Below are 26863 nucleotides of genomic sequence, written 5' to 3'. Positions count from 1 at the left end.
ATGGGGAAAAGTTGGTGACGGCGCGGTCAGTTGAAGCTGGCACCGCCATCGATGGCCAGCACGCGACCATTGAAGTAATCACATTCCAAAGCAAAGCGTAGTCCTAGCCAGATCTCTTTAACGGTGGCCATGCGCCGTAGAGGAATCTGGGCGAGCAAGTCCTCCCGCTCTGCGCTTCTCAGCGTTGCGGCCATCGGGGTATCGGTAAGTCCGGGTGCGATGCCGATCACGCGAATGCCGTGGAACGCCAGTTCCAGCGCCCAGGTACGAGTGAGCGCGTCCAGCCCTGCCTTTGAGGCTGCGTAGCTAGACTGGCCGGGATTGCCGGCGCTGGTCACCGAGGAAATATTGACTATCAGACCACCCTGGATGCCCGTCTCTAGTCGCCTTGCGACGAATTCTCGGCTTAGCAGGAAAGGCCCAGTCAGGTTTGTCTCCACTACGCTTCGCCATTGCGCGGTCGGTAATTTGCGCACATACCCTTCATCATCACGCTGTACTAACAAGCCGTCGCGTAGTACACCAGCATTGTTAACCAGGATATCGGGCACACCCAAATGCGCGGTCAGGTAGGCGAACGCGCTGCGAACGGAGGCTTCGTTGGCCACGTCCAGGGGCTGGAGCTGCAGAGCGTCGCCGTGCTCAGTGTACTCCCTGGCGAGCATTTCCAGCCTATTGGTGTTTTTATCCACTGCCGCGACTCGGCAGCCACCTCGCAGCAGTTGTTCGACAAAGCAGTGGCCGATGCCGCTACCGGCGCCAGTGACGATAGCGATAGCGTTTTTCCATTTCATGCAGTGGTTTCCTTGGGTGGCATACCGTCGTTGTTGCGCAGTGTCTTTTGTTGTTCGGGGACAGTGAGAGCAGGTGTAAATACGCTTTGGCAATTTTCGTAGCCCATGCGGGATCGGCATATGCGTCCACCACTGCGGCGAGCGCCCGCGGGGTGGTGGCCCTGAACACTTCGCCTAGCGGTAGCGATATGCGGAAGATGCGGACCAGACGTGTGTGGATCTGGGTGGCCAGTAGCGAGTGGCCACCCAGTGCGTAAAAATCGTCATCGACACTGATCTCCTCAATCATGAACACCTCGCTCCAGATCGCGCACATAGCGGTTTCAACGGCGCCGACTGGTTCCAGTTTCGCAGCTGAGTGTTCGGCGAGGTCTGGCTTGGGCAGCGTCCTACGATCGAGCTTACCGTTAGGCGTCAGTGGCAAGGCCTGCAGTCGTATCAGCTGCGCTGGCAACATGTAACGCGGCAGACTGGCCACCAGAGCCTCGCGCCATGTAGAGTCGTCCGGGGCGTCATTGGTGGGCTCTAGATAGGCAACCAAGTGTTCATAGCCGGCCGAGGTATGAACGACCACCGCCGCGTTGCGCACGCCATGCAGCGTGCGCAACGCGGCCTCGACATCACCAAGTTCGATTCGGAAACCATTGAGCTTGACTTGATTATCGAAGCGTCCAACCACTTCGAAGCTACCGTCACGGCGCGTGCGGGCCAGGTCACCAGTCAGGTACAGACGATCGCCATCACGACCACTGAAGGGATCCGGGCGGAAGTACTTGGCTGTCTGCCTCGGATCACGCAGATACCCCGTAGCTAGACCGTCCCCACCGATCGCCAGTTGCCCATTAACACCCTCCGGTAGGCGCTGACCGTCGGCATCAAGCACGTAAAGGGCAGTGCCGCGGATCGGGCCACCGACCGGCAACGGCATGGCGAGCGGAGCTTCCACCTTGGATACCGCCGACCAGATGGTGGTTTCTGTGGGCCCGTAGACGTTCCACAGTTCGATTCCCAGGGAGAGCAGGTCACGGGTCAACTCCAGCGGTAAGGCCTCGCCGCCGCACCAGGCCCGGAATCCCTTTGGCGGCCTCCAGTCGGCCGCCAGCAGTAACCGCCAGCTCGCCGGAGTCGCCTGCATCACCGAAATCTGATGGCGTGCGATTATATCCCCTAGCGCCCTGCCGTTCGCGGCGTCCTCGGTGCTTGCGATTACCACCTCGGAGCCGCAGCACAGCGGTAGGAAAAGTTCAAGCGCAGCGATATCGAAGCTCAACGTAGTTACCGCTAGCAGGCGATCTTCCGCGCTCAACCCCGGAGTGGTACGGAAATGTATCAGGATGTTCGCTAGTGCTCCATGGTTGATTTGCACACCCTTGGGTCGCCCCGTGCTGCCAGATGTGAATATCGTATAGGCCAGCGCCCGTGGGGGCAGCGTATCGCCGGGTAGCGCCGCGACCGCCCGATCGCCGACTGCATAATGCAGCAACGGATGCCCGGCAAACGCGGGTTCGGTCGCCGCGTCCACCAACACCAGGTGAGGTATCGCATCCTGCAGAATCATCGTCCGCCGTATAGCTGGCAGTGCCGGATCGACAGGCACGTACTGGGCGCCAGCCCACAACACGCCCAGCAGGGCCACCAGCATGTCCGCGCTGCGGCCTAGGCCTATGGCGACACACATGCCAGGTCGCACGCCATGATCCAGCAGTTGCGCGGCGAAGGCACGGCTCACCGTCAATAGCTCGCTGTAACTGAGATTTCTATCTGGAGCGGATACTGCGCGTCTACCCGGCCCAGTCTCAGCCATATGGCGGATCAAGGCCAGTATGTCAGGATCGACCGTCCTGGTCTCCAGCGCTGTAGCTGGAGGCAGCTCCGCCAACTGCAGAGCACCTACGTGTCCGATACCGTCCGCCAGTTGTTTCAGCAGGTAGCGCACGCCACCCAGCATCAGGTCGGCACGGCTACGCTCCACGCGCTGCGGATCGAACACCGCTTCCAGCACCAGCTCCGACGCGCTCGGCTTCACATAAAGCGAGAAAGCGTAGTGTGGGTGATCGCGAGCAACCACGGTGCCGATGCCCAGGTTATGCGAGAGGTCTGCCAGGCTACGATCAATTGGGTAGTTTTCGTAGACCAATACGCTGTCGAATAAGGGTTGGTCAGCCGCCAGACCAGACCAGCGCTGGATGTCGACCGCCCGCACGAAGGCATGGTGTTCGATCGCACCCTGTGTCGCCTGCACCCGACCAAACAAATCACCAATGCTGACATCGCCTGCGCAATCGACCAGCATCGGTAAGGTAATTATGAACAGACCAACCATACGCTCGACTTCCATCAGTTCCGAAGGTCGTCCTGAAACCGTCACGCCGAACACCACTTTGCGATGGCCACTCAGACGCGACAATGCCACTGCATAGGCGCTCTGCACTAGAGTATTCAGGGTGACCTGGTAGCGGGCGGCCAAGGTATGCAGGCGCTCGACTTGGGATAATGGCAAGCTCATGCTCAACCAATCGTGCATACTGGTCTTCTGAGGTTCACGGCCAAACAGGCTTACAGTATCCAGGCCGTTCAAGTAGTCGCTCCAGAATCGCTCAGATATTTGTTCTCTAGGCATCTGTTCGAGCCAGCGGACATAATCGCCATACGAAGGCGCTGAGACCATCGGGGAGGTTTCGCCATGCGTCAATGCTTGGTAACACTTGGCCAGCTCGGCGAAGACCAGAGCCATGGACCAGCCATCCAGCACCGCGTGGTGGTGCGTCCACACCAGCCGCCAGGCGCGGCGACAGCGCCTGAGCAGGCTGATCCGCATCAGCGGCGCGATGGTCAATGTTAGGCCACGGCGCCGGTCACGTTCCAGGAAGGCATCCAAGACGTCGTTGTCGGTGCCCTCATCCAGCTCCACCTCCTCGAAAGGCACCTCGACACTACGCCAGATGCGCTGTAGCGGACGCCCTAGCCCTTCCCAGACGAAGGCCGAGCGCAGGGCATCGTGGCGGGCGGCTACCTCATTCCAGGCACGAGCCAGCAGATTGGCATCGATGTCTCCGTACAGCTGGACCACCACCTGCTCGAGATAGACTGCACTAGTGTCACCCTCCAAGCGGCTATGGAACAGCATGCCTTCCTGTGTCGGCGTGGTTTTCCACAAATCGACGAGCTGCTGGCCGTGTTCGCCCAGCGCTAGAGGCAAGCTTTTTGTGTCCACTCCGGCCAGCGGGAAGTCGTCCGCGCCCCAGGCCGAACACACATTCTCGCTGGTGAGTAATTCGCGCAGCCTCTCGGCGGCGGTAGCAGCCAGCACTGCGATGGTCGCACGCTCAGGCGCACGGTCGTCGAATACCCAGCGCAAGCGCAATTGGCCCGCTTGGATCAAAGCGACGATATCCAACACATGCGGACGCCGGCCCTCGGGATCTTCGCTGTCGCCGACCGACTCGGCGACCACGGTCAAACTGCCGTCGGCGCCATCGTCCTCAAACTGGCCCAGATAGTTGAAGGAAATCTCTGGCAATGGCAGCTGGCCCAGGATGCCTTGTGCGCGCAGCCGGCCATAGCCTACGCCGCCATCGGGAACCGACCGCAGGGCCTTCTTGATCCGAAGCAGGGTCGCCGGACCGTCCGCCGTACCCTCCAATTCGCAGACCAGCGGATAGAGCACGGTGAACCAGCCCACGGTGCGCTCCAGTTGCCATTCGTAGCCATTGTCACGACCATGGCCTTCCATGGTCACCGCCAACCGGCCATTGTACGCCCAGCCACGCAACGCGCCGGCCACCGCAGTCAGCAAGAGCTCCACCGGCCTGGCTTTGAGGCGCATCTGCGCTTCTCCGAGCAGGCGCAGGGTCGCTTCGCGATCGAACAATTGCTCGATGGTCTGTGCCTGTCCGTAGCGTCCTTCGGGTGCTACTTGACCGGAACGCGGCACTCGGCCCATCACGGCCACATATTCGGCCTGCTTCAGCCAGTAGGCCCGCACCTGCTCCGCTACCGCACACTCGGCCTGCGCGGCCAGCCAAGGGCCGAAACCGACTGTGGGCGGCTGCACATTATGCCCGTCCAGGGTCAGGTTAAGGTCATAGAGCAATACGCGCCAAGACACACCGTCCACGATCAGATGGTGGATCACCAACAACAGAAACCCAGCTTCGCCCAGGCCATAGTCGACGTGGACCGCTTTGAGCAATGGGCCGTGCCCCAGTTCCAGGCTGCGCTGAGCTTGCTCGGCCAGGGCTGTCAGGGCGGCTCCGCGCTCTCCGACAGCAAGTCCGGAAAAATCGACACTAGCGTACCAGTCGCCAGCATCGACTGCTAGTCTCTGAACCCAACCATCGCCAACCGGCGAGAAGCGCAGGCGGAAGGCATCATGCACCGCAACCACTGCAGATAGAGCCTTGTGTAGCCTGTGCGGCTGCAGTTGCGACGGCACCCGCAGCATGACGGCCTGGTTCCAATGCGCTCTTTTGGAAAGCTCTAGGTCGAAGAACCAACGCTGGGAGGGTGATAGCGGCAAGGGGCCGATCGGCGCCTCGAGCGCCGGCGTCGTGGTGGCTTGTGGAGGAGTAAGGACGGCGGCCAGCGCGCGAACGGTCGGCTGCTCGAATAGCTGGCGCGGCACCATGACATAGCCTCGCCGGCGCATCTCTGCGGCAATCTGCATGGCCAGAATGGAATCGCCGCCCAGCTCAAAAAAGTTGTCGGTTACTCCGATCTTAGAGCTAGCCAACAGCTTGCTCCACACTGTAGTCAACTCCAGCTCGAGCTGGTTGGCTGGCTGGCTGGCTACGCTTTCTGCCCGGTCGGTCGGAGGCTCGGATGCGGGCAGCGCCCCATAGTCAGTCTTGCCGTTGGGGGTTAGTGGCCAGGTTGTGATTCGTACGATTCGTTGCGGCAACATGTAATCCGGCAGGAACAGGCTCAGGCTAGAGAGGATGAACTTCTGCGCCGGAGCGCCCTGACCCAGCACGTAAGCCACCAATTGTACCTGCCCACGGGCATCCTTGCGCGCAAGCACAGCGCTGCGCGTGACCCCAGGTTGGCGGGCCAGCGCTGCCTCAATCTCGGTAAGCTCGATGCGGTTGCCACGCAGCTTGATCTGACTATCGCGCCGCCCCGCGTACTGCAGCCCGCCGTCTGGAAGCCAGCGGACTATGTCTCCGGTGCGGTACATACGGCTACCAGGCTGCGCCGAAATGTGGTCAGGGAGGAAGCTAGCTGCAGTTTCTGCAGCACGTCTCCAGTAGCCGCGGGCCAGGCCGATGCCACCGATCCACAATTCACCGTAGATGCCGAGGCCGACTGGTTGCAAGCGATCGTCGAACACATACAGCGAAGCACCATCGATGGGCTCGCCAATGCTCACCGCTGCGCCCTCATTGCCCCGATAGCTCGCGTAGCTGCTGTCGATGGTCGCCTCAGTCGGCCCGTACAGGTTGATCAGCGGCAATCCAAGCACGGCTTCGAAGCGCCCTATGGTGGATGCCTGCAGGGCCTCGCCACCCACGAAGACACGACGCAGTGATTTGCAGTCGGCTAACTCGGACAACTCAAGTAGGATATCGAGCACGCTCGGCACTAATTGCAGTACCGTGATTGCCCGCATCTGAATCGTTTCCAACAGGGCGTTGGCGTCGCGCTGTACGCTCTCCTCAGCCAGTACCAGGGTCGCCCCTGCCATAAGTGGTGCCCAGAACTCCCATATTGAGGCATCAAAGCCGACTGAAGTTTTTTGGAGCACCCGATCATCTTCCGCTAACGGAAAGCACCGCTGCATCCAGGCCATGTGGTTGGCCAGCGCTTTCACGGGAATGCTGATGCCTTTAGGACGTCCCGTGGAGCCGGAAGTGAACAGCACATAAGCCAGAGTGGCTTCGTGTGGTTCCGATAGCGGGGGTGGCTGCGGTAGCTCAGGCAAAGCGTCCACGATAAGCAAGCGTCCGGACTCAGCCTGCGTAGGCAGCTCACTCCGCAACGCGTTTAGGATCAGTGTAGCCTGCGGGCGCACATCTTCGAAGATCTCGGTCAGTCGCCGGGCTGGCAGCCCGGCGACTAGCGGCACGTAAGGGCAGGCGGCCTTCAGCACGGCTAGCATGGCGATGACCATCTCCGGCGAACGGTTTAGTAGGAGCGCGACCGGCCGGTCCGGCTGCAGACCCGCAGCAAGCAGATGCGTGGCAAGTTCGCTGGAACGCCGATCCAAAGTGGCGTAGTCCAGATCACCAGCTATGCTCTGTACCGCTAAAGCCCACGGCCGTCGACACGCGGCGGCACGTACGGCCTGTATCACTGACGGTGGCTGCGCGCGGGCAGAACGCCCCTGCCCGCGCAGCTCGATATCGGTCAGTTCCTGCGTGGATGCCAGCACCAAGCCGGCATAAGCCTCGTCCGAGCCTGACACCAAGGCTTCAGCGGCACGCAAATAAGTAGCCGCGATGGCTTGCGCCTGGGCAGGCGGGAACAGTGCCGCATCGTAAGACAGGGTCAGGTGTAACAGGCCTTGATCGCGATCGACGGTAAAGCTCGTGCCCATTGGAATGTCAAAAGATTGCACGCTGGAGACCTCCAAAATCCTAGCTGTCAGATCACCACCTTTGCTCACCACGTCCTGGTAGACATGGAAATCGACGAAATTGAACGTAGTCTCGAACAAGGAGCTACTCCGGTGCAGACGCCGCAGCTCAGCCATAGGAAAGCGACGATGCGCCAGTTGCGCGCCCTCTGCCTGCCTGACCGCTTCCAGCAACGCCGTCCACCTCGCATGGCGCGTCTCCAGGCGAATCGGCAAGGTATTCAGGAACAGCCCCAACGCCTCAGCACCGTGCTTTTCCTCAGGCCGACCGTTGGTCACCAAACCTGTTACCACCTCACGCTCACCGCTCCAGTGGGCAAGGACACGCGCATGCAAGGCCAATAGCACGCTTTTCAGCGTGCTGCCCTGTCGCCTAGCCAGCTCGGCCAGCGCCTGGTATAGCACGGGTGGAAAATGGCTCTCGTGAGTGCAGGAGCGCGCCCTGCCCTGCTGCACCGTTTCGAGCGGCCAGCGCGTCAACGAGGTGACCGGCATATCTTGCAATTGGCGCTGCCAGAAAACGCGCTCCTCCTCGCTGCGCAGCGCCTGCAACTCCAGCGCCACGAAGTTACGGAAGACGTGATCCCGGGCTGGCACAGGCGCCTCGACGCGGAGCATGTCCGCCAGCAACGAGGCCACGCTCCAGCCATCCAGGATTACATGGTGAATGGCGAAGGATACCTGCCACTGGTTTTCCTCCAAACGCTGCAACAGCAGGCGTAACAGCGGAGGCGTAGCCGGATCGAACAGCTCATCGCGCAAGCGCTCCTGCGCCCGACCCACCGCCGTGCTCCGTGCGGCGGCGCAGAGACCGAGCAGGTCTTCTACCACCATCGACGGCTCTACCTTTGCATGTACCCATTGCACGGGCCGGCTATATCCGGATAGGGCGAAGCTGGTGCGTAACACCGGGTGAGCGGCGAACAGCTGGCGCAGGCGCTGGCGCACACACTTAGGATCCAGCGCAATCTCGAGCCGGTAGCTGAAGATGTCATGATAAAGCTGACGCCCGTCGCCGTAGCCGGCATGGAAAAGCATGCCGGCCTGTAGCTCGCTGAGCGGATAGCCGTCCACCGCGTCGGCCGGCGCCGCCCAGCGATCCTCTTCTACAAGCAACGCGAAGGCCTCAGGCTCCCGCCTGGCCAGCACCGGAGCGACCAGGTCTTCGGTCAGGCGTTCTATGGTGAGCTTTTGGAACAAATCCTCGATGCTCAGCCTGATACCTTTTGCTTCTGCCTGGCTGACTATACGAATGCTGCGAATGGAATCGCCGCCGAGGGCGAAGTAGTTATCATTGATACCAACCCGCTCGGTACCGAGCACTTCCTGCCAGATCGTCGCCAGCGCTTTCTGCTCGGGCGTGCGCGGCTCCACATATAGATCGTTGTTTCCGACCGGCTTGGGCAGTGCTTTGCAATCGAGCTTCCCGTGGTCTGTCAGCGGGAAGCACTCCAGCGGCATGATGAGCGCCGGCACCATGTGCCCCGGCAGCCGCTGTGACAGCCCCCCGTGCAGCGCCAGCGGCTCCACTGCTCCCGTCACATAGGCCACCAGCCGCGGCGCGCCCTGCGCCGGCGTATTCAACATCACCACCGCGTCCTGCACTCCTTCCTGCGCCCGCAGAGCCGCCTCGACCTCTCCAGGTTCGATACGAAAGCCACGCAGCTTTATCTGCCGATCCGCGCGGCCTAGGTAGACCAGTCCGCCATCTGGCAGCTGCCGCGCCACGTCACCCGAGCGGTACAGCCGCGCACCAGGCGGGCCGTATGGATCCGGCACGAAGCGCTGCGCCGTCAGCGCCGCCCTGCCCAGGTAACCCCGCGTCACTCCCGCACCGCCCACGTAGATCTCTCCTGCCACTCCTGTCGGCACCGGCTCACCGTAGCGGTCCAACACCTGCAGGCTCAGGTCCTTCAACGGCTCACCGATCACGCTTGTAGCTTGCTCCACGCCCGCGGCGGCCAACGTCTTCTCGGTCACGTGCACCGTGGTTTCGGTAATCCCGTACATGTTTACCAGGCGTACCCGGTCTCCGTGCCGCGCATACCACGGCTTCAGGCTGTCCGGCTCCAGCACCTCGCCGCCAAACACCACCAGCCGCAGATCGGTGTAGGCATGATCCAAGGAGACCCCAGCAACTGCCGGAACGCTGCCGGTGTCTGACTCAGCACGCTGACGCGTTCGGCCTCTAGCAACTGTGCAAACTGCTCAGGATCCCGACTCACCAGGTACGGCACCACCACCAGCCGCCCGCCGTGCAACAGCGCGCCCCACATCTCCCAGACTGAGAAATCAAAAGCGTAGGAGTGAAACAGTGTCCATACGTCTTTCGTGCTGAAGCCGTGGTCCCGGGTCGCCGCGAACAACCTCACCACGTTCGCATGGCTCACCACGCAACCCTTCGGCTGGCCGGTTGAACCGGAAGTGTAAATGACATACGCAGCTTGCTGCGGATGCAGCCGCCTCGGTGGCGCATCTGACCGTAGTTCTAGCGCCTGCTCGTCGAGGCACACGCGCCTGAACGCTCCTGCCTCGCCCAGCGCCGCCCACCCCGCCGTATCGCCCACCACCACCTGCACACCGCTGTCTTTCACTAGATACGCCAGCCGCTCCGACGGATAGGCCGGGTCCAGCGGCACGTACGTACCGCCTGCCTTCAGGATCCCCAGCACACCTACCACCAGCCCGAGGCCCCGCTCAGCGCTCAGTCCCACCAGGCTTTCCTGCTCACCGACACCAACGCCAAGCTCGCGTAGCCGCCACGCCAGGCGGTTCGCCGCCTCGTCCAGCTCCACGTAGCTCAAAATCTGCCTTTCGTAACTTACAGCCGGTCTCGCGCCGTGACGCGACACCGACGACTCGAACAGAGTACACAGGTCGCTAGTAAATTCCGCGCCTTCCAGCAGATCGACTCGCGCGGCGGGCACCTCTGCCCAACCCAGGCAAGCTGCCCACTTGCCGACGGTCAACCCGGACTTGGTCGTGATCTCGCTCAGCAGGTGCTCGTAGTTAGCTGCCAAGGCGGTAGCCGACTCGTCGCTGACCCGGCTGCGGTCATAACCCAGCTTCAATGACACCCCGCTGGCATTCGGCACCATGGTCAGCGAAATCGGGTAATTTGTGCGCTCCATCATGTCAACGGAAGAAACCTCAAACGGCAATTGCTCTGAGACCTGCAGGTCGCCGAGGGGAAAGTTGTCGATCGCTACCAGGCTTTCAAACAGAGGCGAACCGGAAGCCACACTGCTGCAAGCATGGATTTCTGACAGTCCGCAATAAGAGTACGGCAGCAGTGCGAACTGCGCCTGCTGCACCTCCGTCAGCCAGTCGGCGAGCATGCGGTGACGCGGCAGCTGCAACCGCAGAGGTAGAGTATTGATAAGAAGCCCCACCATTCTATCGACACCTTGCAACTTTATCGCACGACCCGATAAAGTAAGACCGAATGTCACCTCATCTTGGCCCGCATAACGCCCAAGCAGCACGGCCCAGGCACCCAGCAGGATGGTACCCATGCTGACCTGGCAGGCAGCAGCTGCTTCGGTAAGGCCGGGCAAGGTTATGCTATGCCGGCTTTCGGCGAAATCCTTGACCGCATCTATGGCGGCCAGACGGTCAATTCCTAGGGGAGTGGGGGAGGTCAAATCCCCAAGTGTATTGCTCCAGAAAGCCCGGGCGTCCTCACGCGGCTGCCTGTCCAACCAGGCAAGATAATCGGAGAAAGGATTGGGTACTGGGCCTGCATGACCATTGACCACCAGCTCAAAGAAGTCGCGCAGCAATAGCTGCACCGACCAGCCATCGAGCAGCAAATGATGATAACTCCACACAAGCCACCACTCGCACTCGCCGAAGCGAACCAACATGATTCGCATCAGCGGCGGTCGGTTCAGGCGGAAGCCTTGCAGGCGGTCGCGGTCCAGCAGCTTAACTAAGGCGGCTTGCCGTGTGGCGGCAGGGCTATCGCGCCAATCGCGCACAATGAGTGGGATAGGTGCATTTTTGAACACCACTTGCCGCGGATCGCGCTGTCCCTTGGTGACGATCGCCGTACGCAGGATTGCGTACCGCTGGCTTAGCAGCTCTAGTGCACGCTTCAAGCTCTGCAAGTCTACATCACCATCGAGGCGGCAAAAGATTTGTTCGAAATAGGCTGCCCCGTCCGGGGCATACATCGTATGGAACAGTACGCCTAACTGCAATGGAGTAAGCTTGTAGATGTTTTCGATTTGCAGATTGAGTTTGGAGATCGCGTTCATTCGTCATCCTCAGTCAGATCGCCCAACAGAGCGTTCAGTTCTGCTTCGTTCAAGTGAACTCCGGAAAAGTCGCTAGATTGGTAACCGCCCCGCTCAGCTCCGCGGCAGTGTTCAGCCAAAGCATGCAAAGCGGCGAAGTAGTGGTCTAACAGCTCCTGCATCGCCGCATCGGCGGCAGGATCGGCGTAGACTAGCGAGAGTCGTAGCCTGCCCGCGAAGATTAGTAGGGTGATGCCCAGGGTATGCGGTAGCGGCTGTTCCTTGGCTTGGGTGGGTCCGGTCTCGCGTTCGGATAGCTGCATGCCCAGCGCAGGCACTGCTGGCGCCTCGACGCGTCCCAGATAGTTGAAGCTGATCGCTGGTGCAACCAGCTCACGGAGTTCCGTGGCGGCATGTAGGTAACGCAGCACCCCGTAGCCCAGGCCCCCATTCGGGATATCGCGCAGGCTTCGCTTGACTACATCGATGAGCTTGGGCCAGTCATCCGTCGCCTCAATACGCACAGGGAACAGGGCGGTAAACCAGCCGACGCTCCGGGAAAGGTCCATCTCGCTGCCGGGCAATCCCTCGCGCCCGTGGGTTTCCATGTCAACCACCAGTTGAGCGTTGCCGCACCAGTGCTGCCACGCCATAGCCAGTGCGGACAAAAGCAGTTCTTGCCCGCGGCTGCGGTAGGCCTGGTGGGCTTCGCCGACGAGGAAAGCGCTGGTGTCCGCATCCAGCTCAGCGACGAGCATGCGGCGTTCGCCAACGAGGCCTTTGCGGGGCAACCGCTCCGGCTCGGAGACGGTGGCCAGTACCGCCCGCCAGTAGGCAAGCTCGGGAACAAAATCCGCCGCGAGACTGGTCAGCCGCTCGGTCCAACGCCGATAACTTTCGACTTCACGCAACAGCTTGATTTCCGCACGGTCGCGCAGTGATGTATACGCCGATGCAAAGTCGTCCACCAGTACCCGCAACGACCAGGTATCCACCACCAGATGATGCGCGATCAGCTGCAACTCAGGACCGCCAACCACTCCGTGTGGACGGTAGACCGCGCACAGCAGCGGGCCCTCCGATAAGTCGAATGAAGCATGCAGGCCAGCCTCGATCGCGGCCGCCTCGACCGGACCAGTCGACAACACCTTCAGCGGCACAGGCTTGGCGGACCAATAGCTCTGCCTCCATCCGCGCTCGGCGCGCTCAAAGCGCAGGCGCAGAGCCGGATGTATCTCAACCAGTGTGTCGAGTGCACGCTGAAGCAGCTCGGGTTCGAGCGCCGACTGTAATTTTAGACACACGCTCAGATTCCAGTGCGCGATAGCCGGCAGCTCCTGCTCAAAATACCAATGCTGGATCGGCGCAAGTGCCACTTCTGCATGTTCTGGCTCCTGCTCGCCGAGCGAGAGCAGCGGGGCGGAGGTAGCCAAAGAGTAAATGGTACGCTGCTGCAACACCATTCGTGGTTCTACCCCCAGCCCCTGCTCTCGAGCCCGGGAGGCGATGTGTAGCGCTGTAATGGAATCGCCGCCAAGGGCGAAGTAATCATCGTGCACGTCAAGGTCGACGCGACCAAGAAGCTGCGACCAGATCGGCAACAGGACAGCCTCGGCGGGAGTCAGTTCTGATTTGTGGTGGGGCGCCTGCTGACACGAGTCGCTGGGATCCGGCAGTGCCTTGCGGTCTATCTTGCCAGCCGGGGTCAGCGGCCATGCGGGCAGCGGCACGATAATCCCGGGCACCTCGAACGCTGCAACGTGCTCGGCCATGTAGGCTCGCAGCTCGGTGGGCTCGAACTCGCTCTCCGTCAGCACATAGGCGACCAGAGTCTGGCGCTCCTCCACCACGGAAATCATGGCTAGAGTCTCGCGCACTGTGGGATATGCTCGCAGCAGCTGCTCGACGCCGTTGAGGTTGATGCGATTGCCGCGCAATTTGGCATGACCGCGAATCCGGTTTACATACACGATACGGCCATCGGGCAGGTGGCGGCCGATGTCGCCGGTACGGTACAGGCGGGCACCGGGGATTCCGCTCAGGTGATCAGGTACGAAGGACTCCGCTGTCAGCGCGGGTCGTCTGTGATAACCGCGGGCTAGGCCGACACCGCCCAGGTGGATTTCGCCGGGAATACCCGGCGGCACGGGATTGCCCCACGGATCGAGCAAGTAAATTAAGATGCCACCCAGTGGTCGCCCCAGTGGAGGGTTCACCGTCGTGATCGTGCACGGTTCGATGGTCACGCAGACGGTGCTTTCGGACGGCCCATAAGCGTTGAATACCCTCCTGCTCCTGGCCCAGCGCGCGAGTGCCCCTGGCGCGGCGACGTCGCCGCCCACGATCAAGGTATGCACGCTAGGCAGGGCATCCTCGGACAGCGCACCGAGCAACACGGGGGCAGCAAGACATGGGTCACCGCGTGGCGGGCAGCGGCCAGGGTCAGAGCGGTGGCGACGTCCTCGCCCGGGCCGCCATCCGCCAAGACCAGCGTTCCACCGCTGAACAGGGCCATAATCACTTCCCAGACAGAGGCGTCGAAGCTTAAAGGAGCGAACATGTAGACCCTGCATCTTGCATTTGTGCTCAAGGCGCGTTCGGTCTCACGACGCAAATTGGCGATGCCTACATGGGTCACCCCAACTGGCTTGGGTTGCCCGGTAGAACCAGAGGTGTAGATCAGGTAGGCCAGATTGTCCTGTTGAGCAGGACAGGATACGCGCGCGGCACTAGCCACGAAATCAAACTCATCCAAAAACAGGGGCTCCGGAGCGGCCTCAAGCAACGCCAGCGGTTGTGCGCGAACGCTGAGCAGCAGCATGGCCTGGCTGTCGCGTAGCATGTAGTTTAGTAGTTCAGCTGGATAGCTAGGATCGAGTGGCAAATAGACACCGCCGGCTTTCAGGATCGCCAGCAGGGCGATCACTACTTCAGGACTGCGTGGCAGTATCACCGCCACCACACGCTCCGGTCCCACGCAGCGCTGCTGCAAGGCTTGAGCTAGCACATTGGCGCGCTGGTCAAGCTGACAATAATCGATACGGTTTTCACCCTGCAATAGCGCCGGAGCATGCGGCTGGCGCACAGCCCAGGATTCGAACAAATTCTGGGCCAAGTTGGCTGGCTCGGCCGTGGTGACGCCGTCGTTCCATTCGTGCAGGATCCTCTGTTTGTCCTCGGCGTCGAGCAAGCTGAACGTGCCAATACTTCGCTCCAGGTTCCCAGCTAGTTCGCTGACCAGATGCACCAACCGCTGCATCAAAACAGCAGCAGCCCCATCGCCGAGATAGGCAAGGTTGTAATCGAGTTTGATCCTCAAGCCGTTATCGGGAAGCACCGCCAAAGTAACCGGGTAGTGCGAATGCTCACGGTAAAACAACTCGACTAGGCGCAGTCCAAAGTCGTCTTCGACCGGTTTCTCAGCTGGGTAATTCTCGATCACCAGCACGTTGTCGAACAGCGCCTCCCCTTCGTCCAGGTTGCTCCAGCGCTGCACGTCGACTAGGCGGTCATAGCTGTGCTCCTGCACTTCGGCCTGAGCCTGCTGAACAGTTCGTAGCAGATCATGCACGCTCATTTCCGGTCGCATGCACAAACGCAAAGGCAGAGTGTTGATGAACAGGCCGATCATCCGCTCAATGCCTTCGATTCCGCTATCACGACATGACATCGTAGTGCCGAAGACAACGTCCTCGCCATGACCTGATAGACTGAGAAACAGCGCCCAAGCCGCTTGGAACAGGCTGCCCAATGATACTCCCACCTGTCGCGTCGCATGCTGCACGGCTTGCTCCCATGACGGCGGCGGTGTGATCAGCAATTCATGATAACCGCTGCCGCCTTCACCCTCCTGATGCGTGGCCACTAGTGTCGGCTGTTCCAGCCCTGCTAAAGTGTGCCGCCAGAACGCCTCGCCGTCGTGATTAGAGCGCCCAACAAGCCAAGCGATATAGCTACCAAACTGCACCGGCGGCACGAGTTCAGTTTCCCAACCGGTGGTCATGCCCTGGTAGATGCTCAAAAGCTCACCCATCAGCAACGGTAAGGACCAACCGTCCATAAGGATATGGTGGTAGCTCCACACCCATCGCCAACGGTCCGCCCCAATGCGCGCGAACATGATTCGCATCAGCGGCGCTGTGGATAGCTCGAAGCCGTAGGTCGAGTCTTGCTCAAGATACTCAGCGAGCCGTTGCTGTTCGTCCTCGCAGCGCCAGTCGAGTACTTCGATCGACTGCTCGACCTTCGCTTGCACAACTTGCAGCGGGCGTGCCAGAGCTTCCCAGTGAAAGCTTGAACGCAGGATGTCATGACGTGCTAACAGGCGCCGCCAGGCGCGGATGAACATGTCAGGATCCAGTCGCTCAAGCAACGCAATGACTTGTTCATGATAAGCCCGCAGATCCGTCTCTGCGAGACTGTGGAACAGAATGCCTTCTTGCAACGGCGAAAGAGGATAGACCCCCGTAACCAGCCGCTTGCCGACTAGCTTATCGAACTGGTGCTGGCCGAGGCCTGCCAAAGGGAAGTCGGCGGCCAGCAGTTGCTTGGCGGCTAAGCTGCCGAGCAGATCTTTCAACTGCTGCTGCATGGCGTCCGCCCAGCCAGCGACCGTTTCTGGTCGTTGCAAACCATCGGCAAACAGCCATCTTTGCTGCAGCTTGCCTTTGAGCACTACCACCACTAGATCTAGCGCGAAGGGTCTCGTGTTGGCGGCAGCGCGCTCGCCCAAGATCAAGTCCGGGCGCAAGGCGAATATACCCTGCGATTCGTTGGCGACGACACCGAGATAATTCAGGCTCAACTCCGGCAGTCCGGCGGCATCAAGCGTGGCACGAGCTCCTGCGTCTGATCCCAACCAACGGCTCAGGCCGTAGTCCAACTTGTGTGGCGCTAGCTTCAGCAGAGCGTATTCCATCTCAGCTAGCAGCTCGGCTGGACACGATTGTGAGGAGGAACTTTCGAAACAGAACGGGTACAAGCTGGTAAACCAGCCCACGGTACGCGACAAGTCCGCCTCCATCTCGGCATCGCGGCCGTTGTGTTCCATAGTCACTGCCAGCTGGCGCTCGCCGAGCGCCAGCCATAAAGCTGCGCACAGCAGCGCGGAGGCTCTCGCCTCGCTGCCTCTGGCCACCAGTTGGAGGAAGAGCGTGGTGCTCTGGGTGTCGAGCTCGCGCATCTCCACGACAAGCCTCGCCTCGGTGTTTAGGGCGGTTTCCATGCTGTTACGTGGTAGCCGCGGATAGCCATGAGCCACCATTGCCAGCCACGGTTTCGGATCGGAGCGGTCCGCCGCTGCAAGCAGCATCTCGCCACAATGCCGCAAGTTTGTGGGGACGGGCGGCAGCTCGATCCGCACGCCTTGCATCGTCTGCGTTACCGCTGTGCTGAGGTCGCCAAGCAGGATATGCCAAGAGACAGCATCAACCGCGATATGGTGAGCCACCAGCAGCAACACGTCGGGTTGCCGTTCCCGCTGGATCAATAGCGCTCGGGCGATCGGCCCTGCGACTAGATCCAGCCCTTGCTGCGTCTTGCGGATCGCAGTGTCCATATCTTCGTCTGACTGCGGGCTGCATACCTCCAGCCGCAACGGCTCCTCCGCGGTATCCAGGTACAGGCCGTCCGCGCGACCACGATCTAAGCGCAGACGGAAAGCATCGTGATGCTGTCCCACTACGGTTAGTGCGCGAGCGAGTGCTGACACGACGACCGGCTGGCGCAGCTCAAGCGCCAAAGCCTGGTTCCAATGCTCTGGCTCAGATAACTCAAGGGTCTGGAACCAGGCTACAATGGGCAACATCGGCAGCGGGCCGGGCTGACTGCTGCCCTGGTCTGCTCCTTCTTTCACAGTGCCCGCCACCGCCGCGAGCTTGCGGATCGTGGTGGCTAGCATAGCCAGCTTGGGCGTGATGGCGATGCCTGCAGCGCGTGCCTTGGCCACGACCTGCAGTGCATTAATGCTGTCCCCGCCCAGGCTGAAGAAGTTGTCGTCGATGCCCGGCTCGGGGATATGCAGTGCCTCGGCCCAGATCCGCGCCAACATTTTCTCCACATCAGTGCGTGGCGCCTGCCCTGATGTGGCCACCACGCCAGGCCTGGGCAGTGCCTTGCAGTCAAGCTTGCCGTGGGCGGTCAGCGGGAAGCGCTCTAGCGGCATGATGAGCGCTGGCACCATGTGCCCTGGCAACCGCCGAGACAGGCCCCCGCGCAGCGCCAGCGGCTCCACCGTTCCGGTCACGTAGGCCACCAGGCGCGGATCGCCTTGTGCCAGCGTATCCAGCATCACCACCGCGTCCTGCACTCCTTCCTGCGCCCGCAGGACTGCCTCGATCTCTCCAAGCTCGATGCGAAAGCCGCGCAGCTTTATCTGCTGATCCGCGCGGCCTAGGTAGACCAGTCCGCCGTCCGGTAGCCGCCGCGCCACGTCACCCGAGCGGTACAGCCGCACACCAGGCGGGCCGTACGGGTCCGGCACAAAGCGCTGCGCTGTCAACGCCGCCCTGCCCAGGTAACCCCGAGTCACCCCCGCACCACCCACGTAGATCTCTCCTGCCACTCCTGTCGGCACCGGCTCACCGTAGCGGTCCAACACCTGCAGGCTCAGGTCCTTCAACGGCTCACCGATCACGCTTGTAGCTTGCTCCACGTCCGCGGCGGCCAACGTCTTCTCGGTCACGTGCACCGTGGTTTCGGTAATCCCGTACATGTTTACCAGGCGTACCCGGTCTCCGTGCCGCGCATACCACGGCTTCAGGCTGTCCGGCTCCAGCACCTCGCCGCCAAACACCACCAGCCGCAGATCGGTGTAGACATGATCCAAGGAGACCCCCAGCAACTGCCGGAACGCTGCCGGTGTCTGACTCAGCACGCTGACGCGTTCGGCCTCTAGCAACTGTGCAAACTGCTCAGGATCCCGACTCACCAGGTACGGCACCACCACCAGCCGCCCGCCGTGCAACAGCGCGCCCCACATCTCCCAGACTGAGAAATCAAAAGCGTAGGAGTGAAACAGTGTCCATACGTCTTTCGTGCTGAAGCCGTGGTCCCGGGTCGCCGCGAACAACCTCACCACGTTCGCATGGCTCACCACGCAACCCTTCGGCTGGCCGGTTGAACCGGAAGTGTAAATGACATACGCAGCTTGCTGCGGATGCAGCCGCCTCGGTGGCGCATCTGACCGTAGTTCTAACGCCTGCTCGTCGAGGCACACGCGCCTGAACGCTCCTGCCTCGCCCAGCGCCGCCCACCCCGCCGTATCGCCCACCACCACCTGCACACCGCTGTCTTTCACCAGGTACGCCAGTCGCTCCGACGGATAGGCCGGGTCCAGCGGCACGTACGTACCGCCTGCCTTCAGGATCCCTAGCATGCCCACCACCAGTCCTGGGCTCCGCTCGGCGCTCAGGCCCACCAGGTTTTCCTGCCCATCGGCACCAACGCCAAGCTCGCGCAGCCGCCACGCCAGACGGTTCGCCGCCTCGTCCAGCTCCACGTAGCTCAAAATCTGCCTTTCGTAACTTACAGCCGGTCTCGCGCCGTGACGCGACACCGACGACTCGAAATGCGTACACAGATCGCTGGTGACGAGCATATCTGCCACTCTCCGTCCCAGCAATGCGGCACGCTCCTCGCCCCCTATCAATCGAACGTGGCCAATCACCTGGTGAGGTGTGAAAACTTCGGCCTCCAGCAGGCGCTGGTAGTAGCCCATCCAGGCTCTAGCCAGCTCTGGCAAGATACGTTCATAGCGGAACTCAAAAATCGCCGTTAGGCTATCGTCGTCCTGTTCCAGAATGAGTGTTAGATCGAATTTTGCCTGGCTGGGATAGACCGCAATTTGCTCGATTTCCAGATCAATCAAGCTAAGTTTGGTCGATGGGGCGTTCTGTAGGGCGAACATTGCCGAAAACGGCACGCTATCAAGACCTTCTCGCTGGGTCTGCTTGAGCAGTTGCTCGAAGCGCACGTGCTGGTGTTCGAGTGCATCGAGGCTGGCCGTGCGGCAGCGATCCACCAGGGTATCGAAGTTCTCATCTGCGGATACGTTGCTACGCAGGACTAACGTGTTGACAAAATAGCCGACCAGATTCTCCAGCTCATTGCGAGATCGATTAGCCACTGGCACTCCAACACAGATGTCGTTGGCATGGGTTAGTCGGTGCAATAGTGCCATGAAACTTGCGAGCAAGGACACGAACAAGGTTGTCTTGCGTTTGCGGGAATGATCTTCGAGCTTGCGCAGGAAGCCAGCTGGGAATCGTTGGCGGACAATACCCGCGCTAGTCCCTTTGTGCAAACCGCAGCCCGGCAATTTGACCGGAGTAGGCGCACCAGTCATACCATCGTGCCAATACGCCTTGGGCTGTACATGCTTGGCTTCAGCTTGCTCCCATTCGGCGTAATCAGCATATTGTAGGGGAAGTTCAGGAAGCTCGGGGAGCGTACAGACGACGTATGCGTTATAGCAGGTGGTCAACTCCCGTAACAAAACACCTACTGACCAGCCATCACAGGCTATGTGATGAACCACCATGGACAGTACATGGTGGTCGTTTTTTAGTTGGTATAGATGAGCACGAAAGACTGGAGTCTGACGGAGGTCGAAAGGCCTGGCGGCATCATTGGTCAGCATTGTCTCCAACACAGCTTCGTTGATGCGTGTCACCGACAATTCCAGGCCATCATCCGTCGGATGTACTAGTTGCACGGGCTCGTCGTCGACGGTCTGATAGCTAGTGCGAAGGATTTCATGGCGTTCCAGTAAATCGGCCAGTGTCCTACGCAATGCCTCTCGGTCGAGTCGACCGCGACAGTGCAACGCAAAGGGAATGTTATAGCTGGCGTTGTTGGGATCCACCTCTGCCAACGTCCAAAGGCGACGCTGGGCGAAAGACAGCGGAAAGACCATGACCTCTGTGGTATCGATGAAGCGATTCACTAAAATTGGCTCCTTGAATTTTGGACACTGGCCTGTTTGCGTGTGCGGCGTTGCGAACGTTGCAGTTGCAGCAGAACTGGTTCAGTGACTTGTCGCTCATAGCTAGCGGAGAGCTTGTCCGCCACCTCGATGGCCAGCCCCGCGACGGTCCCCGCTTCTAGGAGATAGCGCAGTGGCAGTTCGATTCCGTAGTATTCGCGCAAGCGGAATATTGCCTGGGTTGCCAAAATGGAATCACCACCTATGTCGAGAAAGTTCTGGTTCCGTCCTACGGATGGCAGCCTGAGCACTTTGCTCAGCATTTCGGCGATTTCCTGCTCAAGTCCCGGCCTGGGCGCCTCACTTGCCGCTAGCACTTGCCCGCCTGGCCTAGGCAGCGCCTTGCGGTCAAGCTTGCCGTGGGCGGTCAGCGGGAAGCGCTCCAGCGGCATGATGAGCGCCGGCACCATGTGCCCAGGCAGCAGCCGCGACAGACCCACGCGCAGCACCAGCGGCTCCACCACTCCGGTCACGTAGGCTACCAGCCGCGGAGCGCCCTGCGCCGGCGTATCTAACGTCACCACCGCGTCCTGCACTCCTTCCTGTGCCCGTAGAGTTGCCTCAACCTCTCCCGGCTCGATACGAAAGCCACGCAGCTTTATCTGCTGATCCGCGCGGCCCAGGTAGACCAGTCCGCCATCCGGCAGCTGCCGCGCCACATCACCCGAGCGGTACAGCCGCGCACCAGGCGGGCCGTATGGGTCCGGCACGAAGCGCTGCGCCGTCAGCGCCGCCCTGCCCAGGTAACCCCGCGTCACTCCCGCACCGCCCACGTGTATCTCTCCTGCTACTCCTGTCAGCACCGGCTCACCATAGCGGTCCAACACTTGCAGGCTCAGGTCCTTCAACGGCTCACCGATCACGCTTGTAGCTTGCTCCACGCCCGCGGCGGCCAACGTCTTCTCGGTCACGTGCACCGTGGTTTCGGTAATCCCGTACATGTTTACCAGGCGTACCCGGTCTCCGTGCCGCGCATACCACGGCTTCAGGCTGTCCGGCTCCAGCACCTCGCCGCCAAACACCACCAGCCGCAGATCGGTGTAGGCATGATCCAAGGAGACCCCAGCAACTGCCGGAACGCTGCCGGTGTCTGACTCAGCACGCTGACGCGTTCGGCCTCTAGCAACTGTGCAAACTGCTCAGGATCCCGACTCACCAGGTACGGCACCACCACCAGCCGCCCGCCGTGCAACAGCGCGCCCCACACCTCCCAGACTGAGAAATCAAAAGCGTAGGAGTGAAACAGTGTCCATACGTCTTTCGTGCTGAAGCCGTGGTCCCGGGTCGCCACGAACAACCTCACCACGTTCGCATGGCTCACCACGCAACCCTTCGGCTGGCCGGTTGAACCGGAAGTGTAAATGACATACGCAGCTTGCTGCGGATGCAGCCGCCTCGGTGGCGCATCTGACCGTAGTTCTAACGCCTGCTCGTCGAGGCACACGCGCCTGAACGCTCCTGCCTCGCCCAGCGCCGCCCACCCCGCCGTATCGCCCACCACCACCTGCACACCGCTGTCTTTCACCAGGTACGCCAGTCGCTCCGACGGATAGGCCGGGTCCAGCGGCACGTACGTACCGCCTGCCTTCAGGATCCCCAGCACACCTACCACCAGCCCGAGGCCCCGCTCAGCGCTCAGTCCCACCAGGCTTTCCTGCTCACCGACACCAACGCCAAGCTCGCGTAGCCGCCACGCCAGGCGGTTCGCCGCCTCGTCCAGCTCCACGTAGCTCAAAATCTGCCTTTCGTAACTCACCGCCGGTATTGCGCCGTGGCGCAACACCGACGACTCGAAATGCGTACACAGATCGCTGGTGACTCCCGCGCTTTCCATGCACGACCCAGCGGCAGGAGCAGCCCCCTTCGGCAAGGCGTTGATATGCCAAGATGCGTCTGGTTTGCTCACCAACGCCTCCAGCGCTTGCAGTACGAGGTCAGCGAATTGCTCTACCTGCCATTCGGTTATAATCGCAGAATCACGGATCAAGGTCATTTCCAGCGAACCGTCTAGGGGATCCTTGGCATATTGCGCAAGCAGCGGAAAATCAGTTTCTTCAAAAATGTCCAGACCCAGAAATTCGAAGCGTTTCAATCCGCGCAAACCAGCGTAGACGTGAAAATGGATATAGTTGAAGCCGACATCGTAAAATTGAACGCCTCCTCCCAAGGCCTTGATGGCCACTGCCGGCAGACGCCGGATAGCCAGGATCGCCCGCTCTTCGGCGGCGACTGCACACACCAGTTCGGTCCAGCTCGAAGGGTGCAATGCCAGACTGAACGGCAAGGTGTTGAGGAACAGGCCCACAGCCGCAATCGCAGTGGCTTCGACCGGACGCCCGTGCGTCACATAGCCGGTGTTTACTACTGCTTGACCGCTGGTTCTAGCCAAAGCTCGCAGATGGGCTGTCAGCAGGACGGTCTTCAAGGAAACTCCTAGTTCCTTAGCGCGATGCTCAATCCCTTCCGCCAAGGAATCTGGCAGGCGGAAAGCCCTGCGCACGATCTGTCGCACTCCCACCCGTTCGTTCGACACATGGGTGGCGAGCAAAGTCGGTGCAACATTCGCAAGCCGCTCGCGCCAAACGTTCAAGAGCGCCTGGTCCGCTTCCGCTTCGCGTTCCGCCGACACGAAGGTGGCGGTGAGAGAAGCATTGGCGGGAATCGGCAGCCAGTCGACATCGGTGGCCATACGAACAAGATCAGTAAGCAGGGTCGCAACACTCCAGCCATCCATGATGGCGTGATGAAAATCTAGAGTGAGTTGCAGCTCTTCATCCGCATGCCGATGCAAGGTGATTCGCAGCATGCGGCCACTACTGGGATCCAACGGATGCCGTCTGGCCTTGGCGAGAAAATCGTCGATCAGTTGATCGCGTTGGTCAGCCTGCAAACCGCGTAAATCCACGATCTGGTAATCTGCTTCGGCGAATGTGTGAATTAGTTGAAGAGGCTCACTGTAACCGGTCCAGTGGAACGAGGTGCGCAAAGCCGCATGGTACGATGGCAGCCGCTCGATGGCGTTGCGCCATTCCTGCTCGCTCCAGGGGATGCGTAGCCGGAAACTGAACACATCGTGGAAAATGCTGCTTTCGTCTTCCAAGTTAGAGTGAAATAACATGCCACCTTGCAGCCTCGATAACGGCAGTGCGTCGTCGAGTCCAGTGGGCAAATTTGCGCGATCGGACTCGGATAGAAGGGCGAAAGGCGGGATCATTTGAGCGCTAGAGCTTGCGGCGCTTTCTTTGACGTTATCGGCAATTTTCCGGATGCCTGTAGCTGAGAAGAACTCCTCTAAGTTGATGGCTATGCCTGCTGCGCGTGCCTTGGCCACGACCTGCAGTGCACTAATGCTGTCCCCACCCAGGCTGAAGAAGTTGTCGTCGATGCCCGGCTCGGGGATATGCAGCGCCTCGGCCCAGATCCGCGCCAACATTTTCTCCACATCAGTGCGTGGCACCTGCCCTGATGTGGCCACCACGCCAGGCCTGGGCAGTGCCTTGCAGTCAAGCTTGCCGTGGGCGGTCAGTGAGAAGCGCTCCAGTGGCATGATGAGCGCCGGCACCATGTGCCCCGGCAGTTGCCGCGACAGGTTCTCGCGCAACGCAAGCGGCTCCACCACTCCGGTCACATAGGCCACCAGCCGCGGCTTGCCCTGTGCCGGCGTATCCAGCATCACCACCGCGTCCTGCACTCCCTCCTGTGCCCGTAGAGTTGCCTCAACCTCTCCCGGCTCGATACGAAAGCCGCGCAGCTTTATCTGCTGATCCGCGCGGCCTAGGTAGACCAGTCCGCCGTCCGGTAGCCGCCGCGCCACGTCACCCGAGCGGTACAGCCGCGCACCAGGCGGGCCGTACGGGTCCGGCACAAAGCGCTGCGCTGTCAACGCCGCCCTGCCCAGGTAACCCCGAGTCACCCCCGCACCACCCACGTAGATCTCTCCTGCCACTCCTGTCGGCACCGGCTCACCGTAGCGGTCCAACACCTGCAGGCTCAGGTCCTTCAACGGCTCACCGATCACGCTTGTAGCTTGCTCCACGCCCGCGGCGGCCAACGTCTTCTCGGTCACGTGCACCGTGGTTTCGGTAATCCCGTACATGTTTACCAGGCGTACCCGGTCTCCGTGCCGCGCATACCACGGCTTCAGGCTGTCCGGCTCCAGCACCTCGCCGCCAAACACCACCAGCCGCAGATCGGTGTAGGCATGATCCAAGGAGACCCCCAGCAACTGCCGGAACGCTGCCGGTGTCTGACTCAGCACGCTGACGCGTTCGGCCTCTAGCAACTGTGCAAACTGCTCAGGATCCCGACTCACCAGGTACGGCACCACCACCAGCCGCCCGCCGTGCAACAGCGCGCCCCACACCTCCCAGACTGAGAAATCAAAAGCGTAGGAGTGAAACAGTGTCCATACGTCTTTCGTGCTGAAGCCGTGGTCCCGGGTCGCCGCGAACAACCTCACCACGTTCGCATGGCTCACCACGCAACCCTTCGGCTGGCCGGTTGAACCGGAAGTGTAAATGACATACGCAGCTTGCTGCGGATGCAGCCGCCTCGGTGGCGCATCTGACCGTAGTTCTAACGCCTGCTCGTCGAGGCACACGCGCCTGAACGCTCCTGCCTCGCCCAGCGCCGCCCACCCCGCCGTATCGCCCACCACCACCTGCACACCGCTGTCTTTCACTAGATACGCCAGCCGCTCCGCTGGATAGGTCGGGTCTAGCGGCACGTACGTACCGCCTGCCTTCAGGATCCCCAGCATGCCCACCACCAGTCCTGGGCTCCGCTCGGCACTCAGGCCCACCAGGTTTTCCTGTCCATCGGCACCAACGCCAAGCTCGCGCAGCCGCCACGCCAGACGGTTTACCGCCTCGTCCAGCTCCGCGTAGCTCAGAATCTGCCCTTTGTAACTCACCGCCGGTCTCGCGCCGTGCCTCGACACCGATGACTCGAACTGTGTACACAGGTTGGCACCGGCCATGATACAAGAACGCTGAGTATCGGCAAGCTTTGTGGCTGGTCGATCCCGCCTACAAAGAATTCGCTTATCGGGCGAGCCGAAAAAATCGTCGATCAAATGCTCGAATCCCCCTAGGATTTCATCAGTATCGAGGTCGCTGAAAGCCGCGATATTGTAATCGAGGTCAATCTTCACCGGTTGAAGGTGTTTGTATTCACGTACGAACACCTTCAACGGATAATCCTGAGCCGAACTACCCAGCACAGTGAGATGAGTACTGGTGCCCTCGAAAATCGCACTGTAATCGTGCTTCTCATAAGAAAGGCTTACTTCGTAAGGCAAGTAACCACGGAAAAATTCGCTGACAGGAAAGCGCTGATGGCGGTAATCGCTTTTCAACTGATCACCAATGATATACAACAACTCGGAGAAGGTATTATCGGTTCGCAGCCGAACGCGGAAAGGTAATACGCTCGCGAATAGACCGCAGGTCTGCTTGGCACGAGCAGACCTGCGGTTGAGCACGGGCAAACCCAAAGTGATGTCATCTATGCTGAAGGTGCGAAACAGGAGTGTGGCCGTGAGGGCAATCATGACATGGAAAAGGGTCCAGCCGGACTTCTCTGAGAAACTACGAAGCTTTCCGTAACGATCCGCATCTAGAATAAAGGAGTGTCGTTGCGCATGTAGTTTCCAGCAACTCGAACCATGGAACAAGACAGTGTCGTATCCAGCCAATCGGGATCGCCAGTAATTCTCATCGGCGACAAATGCCCGTGAGGAACGGTAGGTCTTCTCCTCAGCAAGCTGTTCCTCGAAGCTCAATGGAGGCAGCGTGTTGCCGAATTCGCCCACGGCGGTGCCGTTGTAAAAAGCCAGCAGCCGCTGGTAGATGAGCGATGTAGCCCAGCCGTCATAGGCCACATGATGATAATTTCCAACCAGGAAATGATGATCCTTAGCAACTCGTGCTACCGTGTGCCGTAGCAACGGCGTTTTCCCATCGAAGAGGAACGACCGCCCCAGGCTTTGTTCAATCCATACGTAAGTTTTCGCCAACGGCTCCTCATGAGAAGAAAAATCGATGAAACCGATGCTCGACCGTTCCTCAAGCAAAAATAGAGCAGGTTCAGGACCGTTCTGGTCTATGGCCACTCGCAGCGCCGGATCGCGCTTAAGAGCTAAATCTGCCTTGCGCATTCGCTGCATGTCGAACGGCCCACGGATATCAATTAACGCACCGATATTGAAAGTCGACTCCTTAGGGTGCATCATCTGACGTGCTATTATCTCGACCTGTCTCCGAAGCAGCATCAT

General features: G+C 60.6%; 7 protein-coding genes. All 7 read right to left on the bottom strand.

Annotated elements, in window-relative coordinates; translation table 11 throughout:
• Positions 1-26: 26 nt before the first annotated feature.
• From CCS41_RS14100 to CCS41_RS14070, 7 genes are read right to left on the bottom strand one after another with little or no spacing between them, the layout of a single operon-like run.
• Positions 27-794, bottom strand: coding sequence for an SDR family NAD(P)-dependent oxidoreductase (locus tag CCS41_RS14100; RefSeq protein ID WP_119797829.1), 768 nt, complete (start codon positions 792-794; stop codon positions 27-29).
• The gene (locus CCS41_RS14095) at positions 751-9492 is read right to left on the bottom strand and encodes a non-ribosomal peptide synthetase (RefSeq protein ID WP_119797828.1); all 8742 of its coding nucleotides are present in this window, start codon (positions 9490-9492) and stop codon (positions 751-753) included. Before CCS41_RS14095 ends, CCS41_RS14100 begins: the two co-directional genes overlap by 44 nt.
• Positions 9423-11627: a condensation domain-containing protein gene (locus CCS41_RS14090; RefSeq protein ID WP_119797827.1), complete on the bottom strand. Its 2205-nt coding sequence runs from the start codon at positions 11625-11627 to the stop codon at positions 9423-9425. The genes CCS41_RS14095 and CCS41_RS14090 overlap by 70 nt, the downstream gene beginning before the upstream one ends.
• Positions 11624-13999, bottom strand: coding sequence for a condensation domain-containing protein (locus CCS41_RS17315; RefSeq protein WP_205411522.1), 2376 nt, complete (start codon positions 13997-13999; stop codon positions 11624-11626). Before CCS41_RS17315 ends, CCS41_RS14090 begins: the two co-directional genes overlap by 4 nt.
• Positions 13951-20550, bottom strand: a complete 6600-nt coding sequence (locus CCS41_RS14080; protein ID WP_119797825.1) for a non-ribosomal peptide synthetase — start codon at positions 20548-20550, stop codon at positions 13951-13953. The genes CCS41_RS17315 and CCS41_RS14080 overlap by 49 nt, the downstream gene beginning before the upstream one ends.
• Positions 20550-21644 carry a non-ribosomal peptide synthetase gene (locus CCS41_RS17310; protein WP_119797824.1) on the bottom strand — a complete coding sequence of 365 codons (1095 nt, stop codon included), beginning with the start codon at positions 21642-21644 and terminating at the stop codon, positions 20550-20552. The genes CCS41_RS14080 and CCS41_RS17310 overlap by 1 nt, the downstream gene beginning before the upstream one ends.
• Positions 21575-26863, bottom strand: a complete 5289-nt coding sequence (locus CCS41_RS14070; protein ID WP_119797823.1) for a non-ribosomal peptide synthetase — start codon at positions 26861-26863, stop codon at positions 21575-21577. Before CCS41_RS14070 ends, CCS41_RS17310 begins: the two co-directional genes overlap by 70 nt.

This window comes from Candidatus Fukatsuia symbiotica, assembly GCF_003122425.1.
GTDB classification, from domain to species: domain Bacteria; phylum Pseudomonadota; class Gammaproteobacteria; order Enterobacterales; family Enterobacteriaceae; genus Fukatsuia; species Fukatsuia symbiotica.
Note: the sequence above shows the minus strand (reverse complement) of the source record. Positions and strands in the feature narration are given on the sequence as shown.

Excerpts from the sequence above, each read along its gene's own strand:
- CCS41_RS14100 (WP_119797829.1), bottom strand. The coding sequence starts at position 794 with ATGAAATGGAAAAACGCTATCGCTATCGTCACTGGCGCCGGTAGCGGC.
- CCS41_RS14070 (WP_119797823.1), bottom strand. The coding sequence starts at position 26,863 with ATGATGCTGCTTCGGAGACAGGTCGAGATAATAGCACGTCAGATGATG.
- CCS41_RS14090 (WP_119797827.1), bottom strand. The coding sequence starts at position 11,627 with ATGAACGCGATCTCCAAACTCAATCTGCAAATCGAAAACATCTACAAG.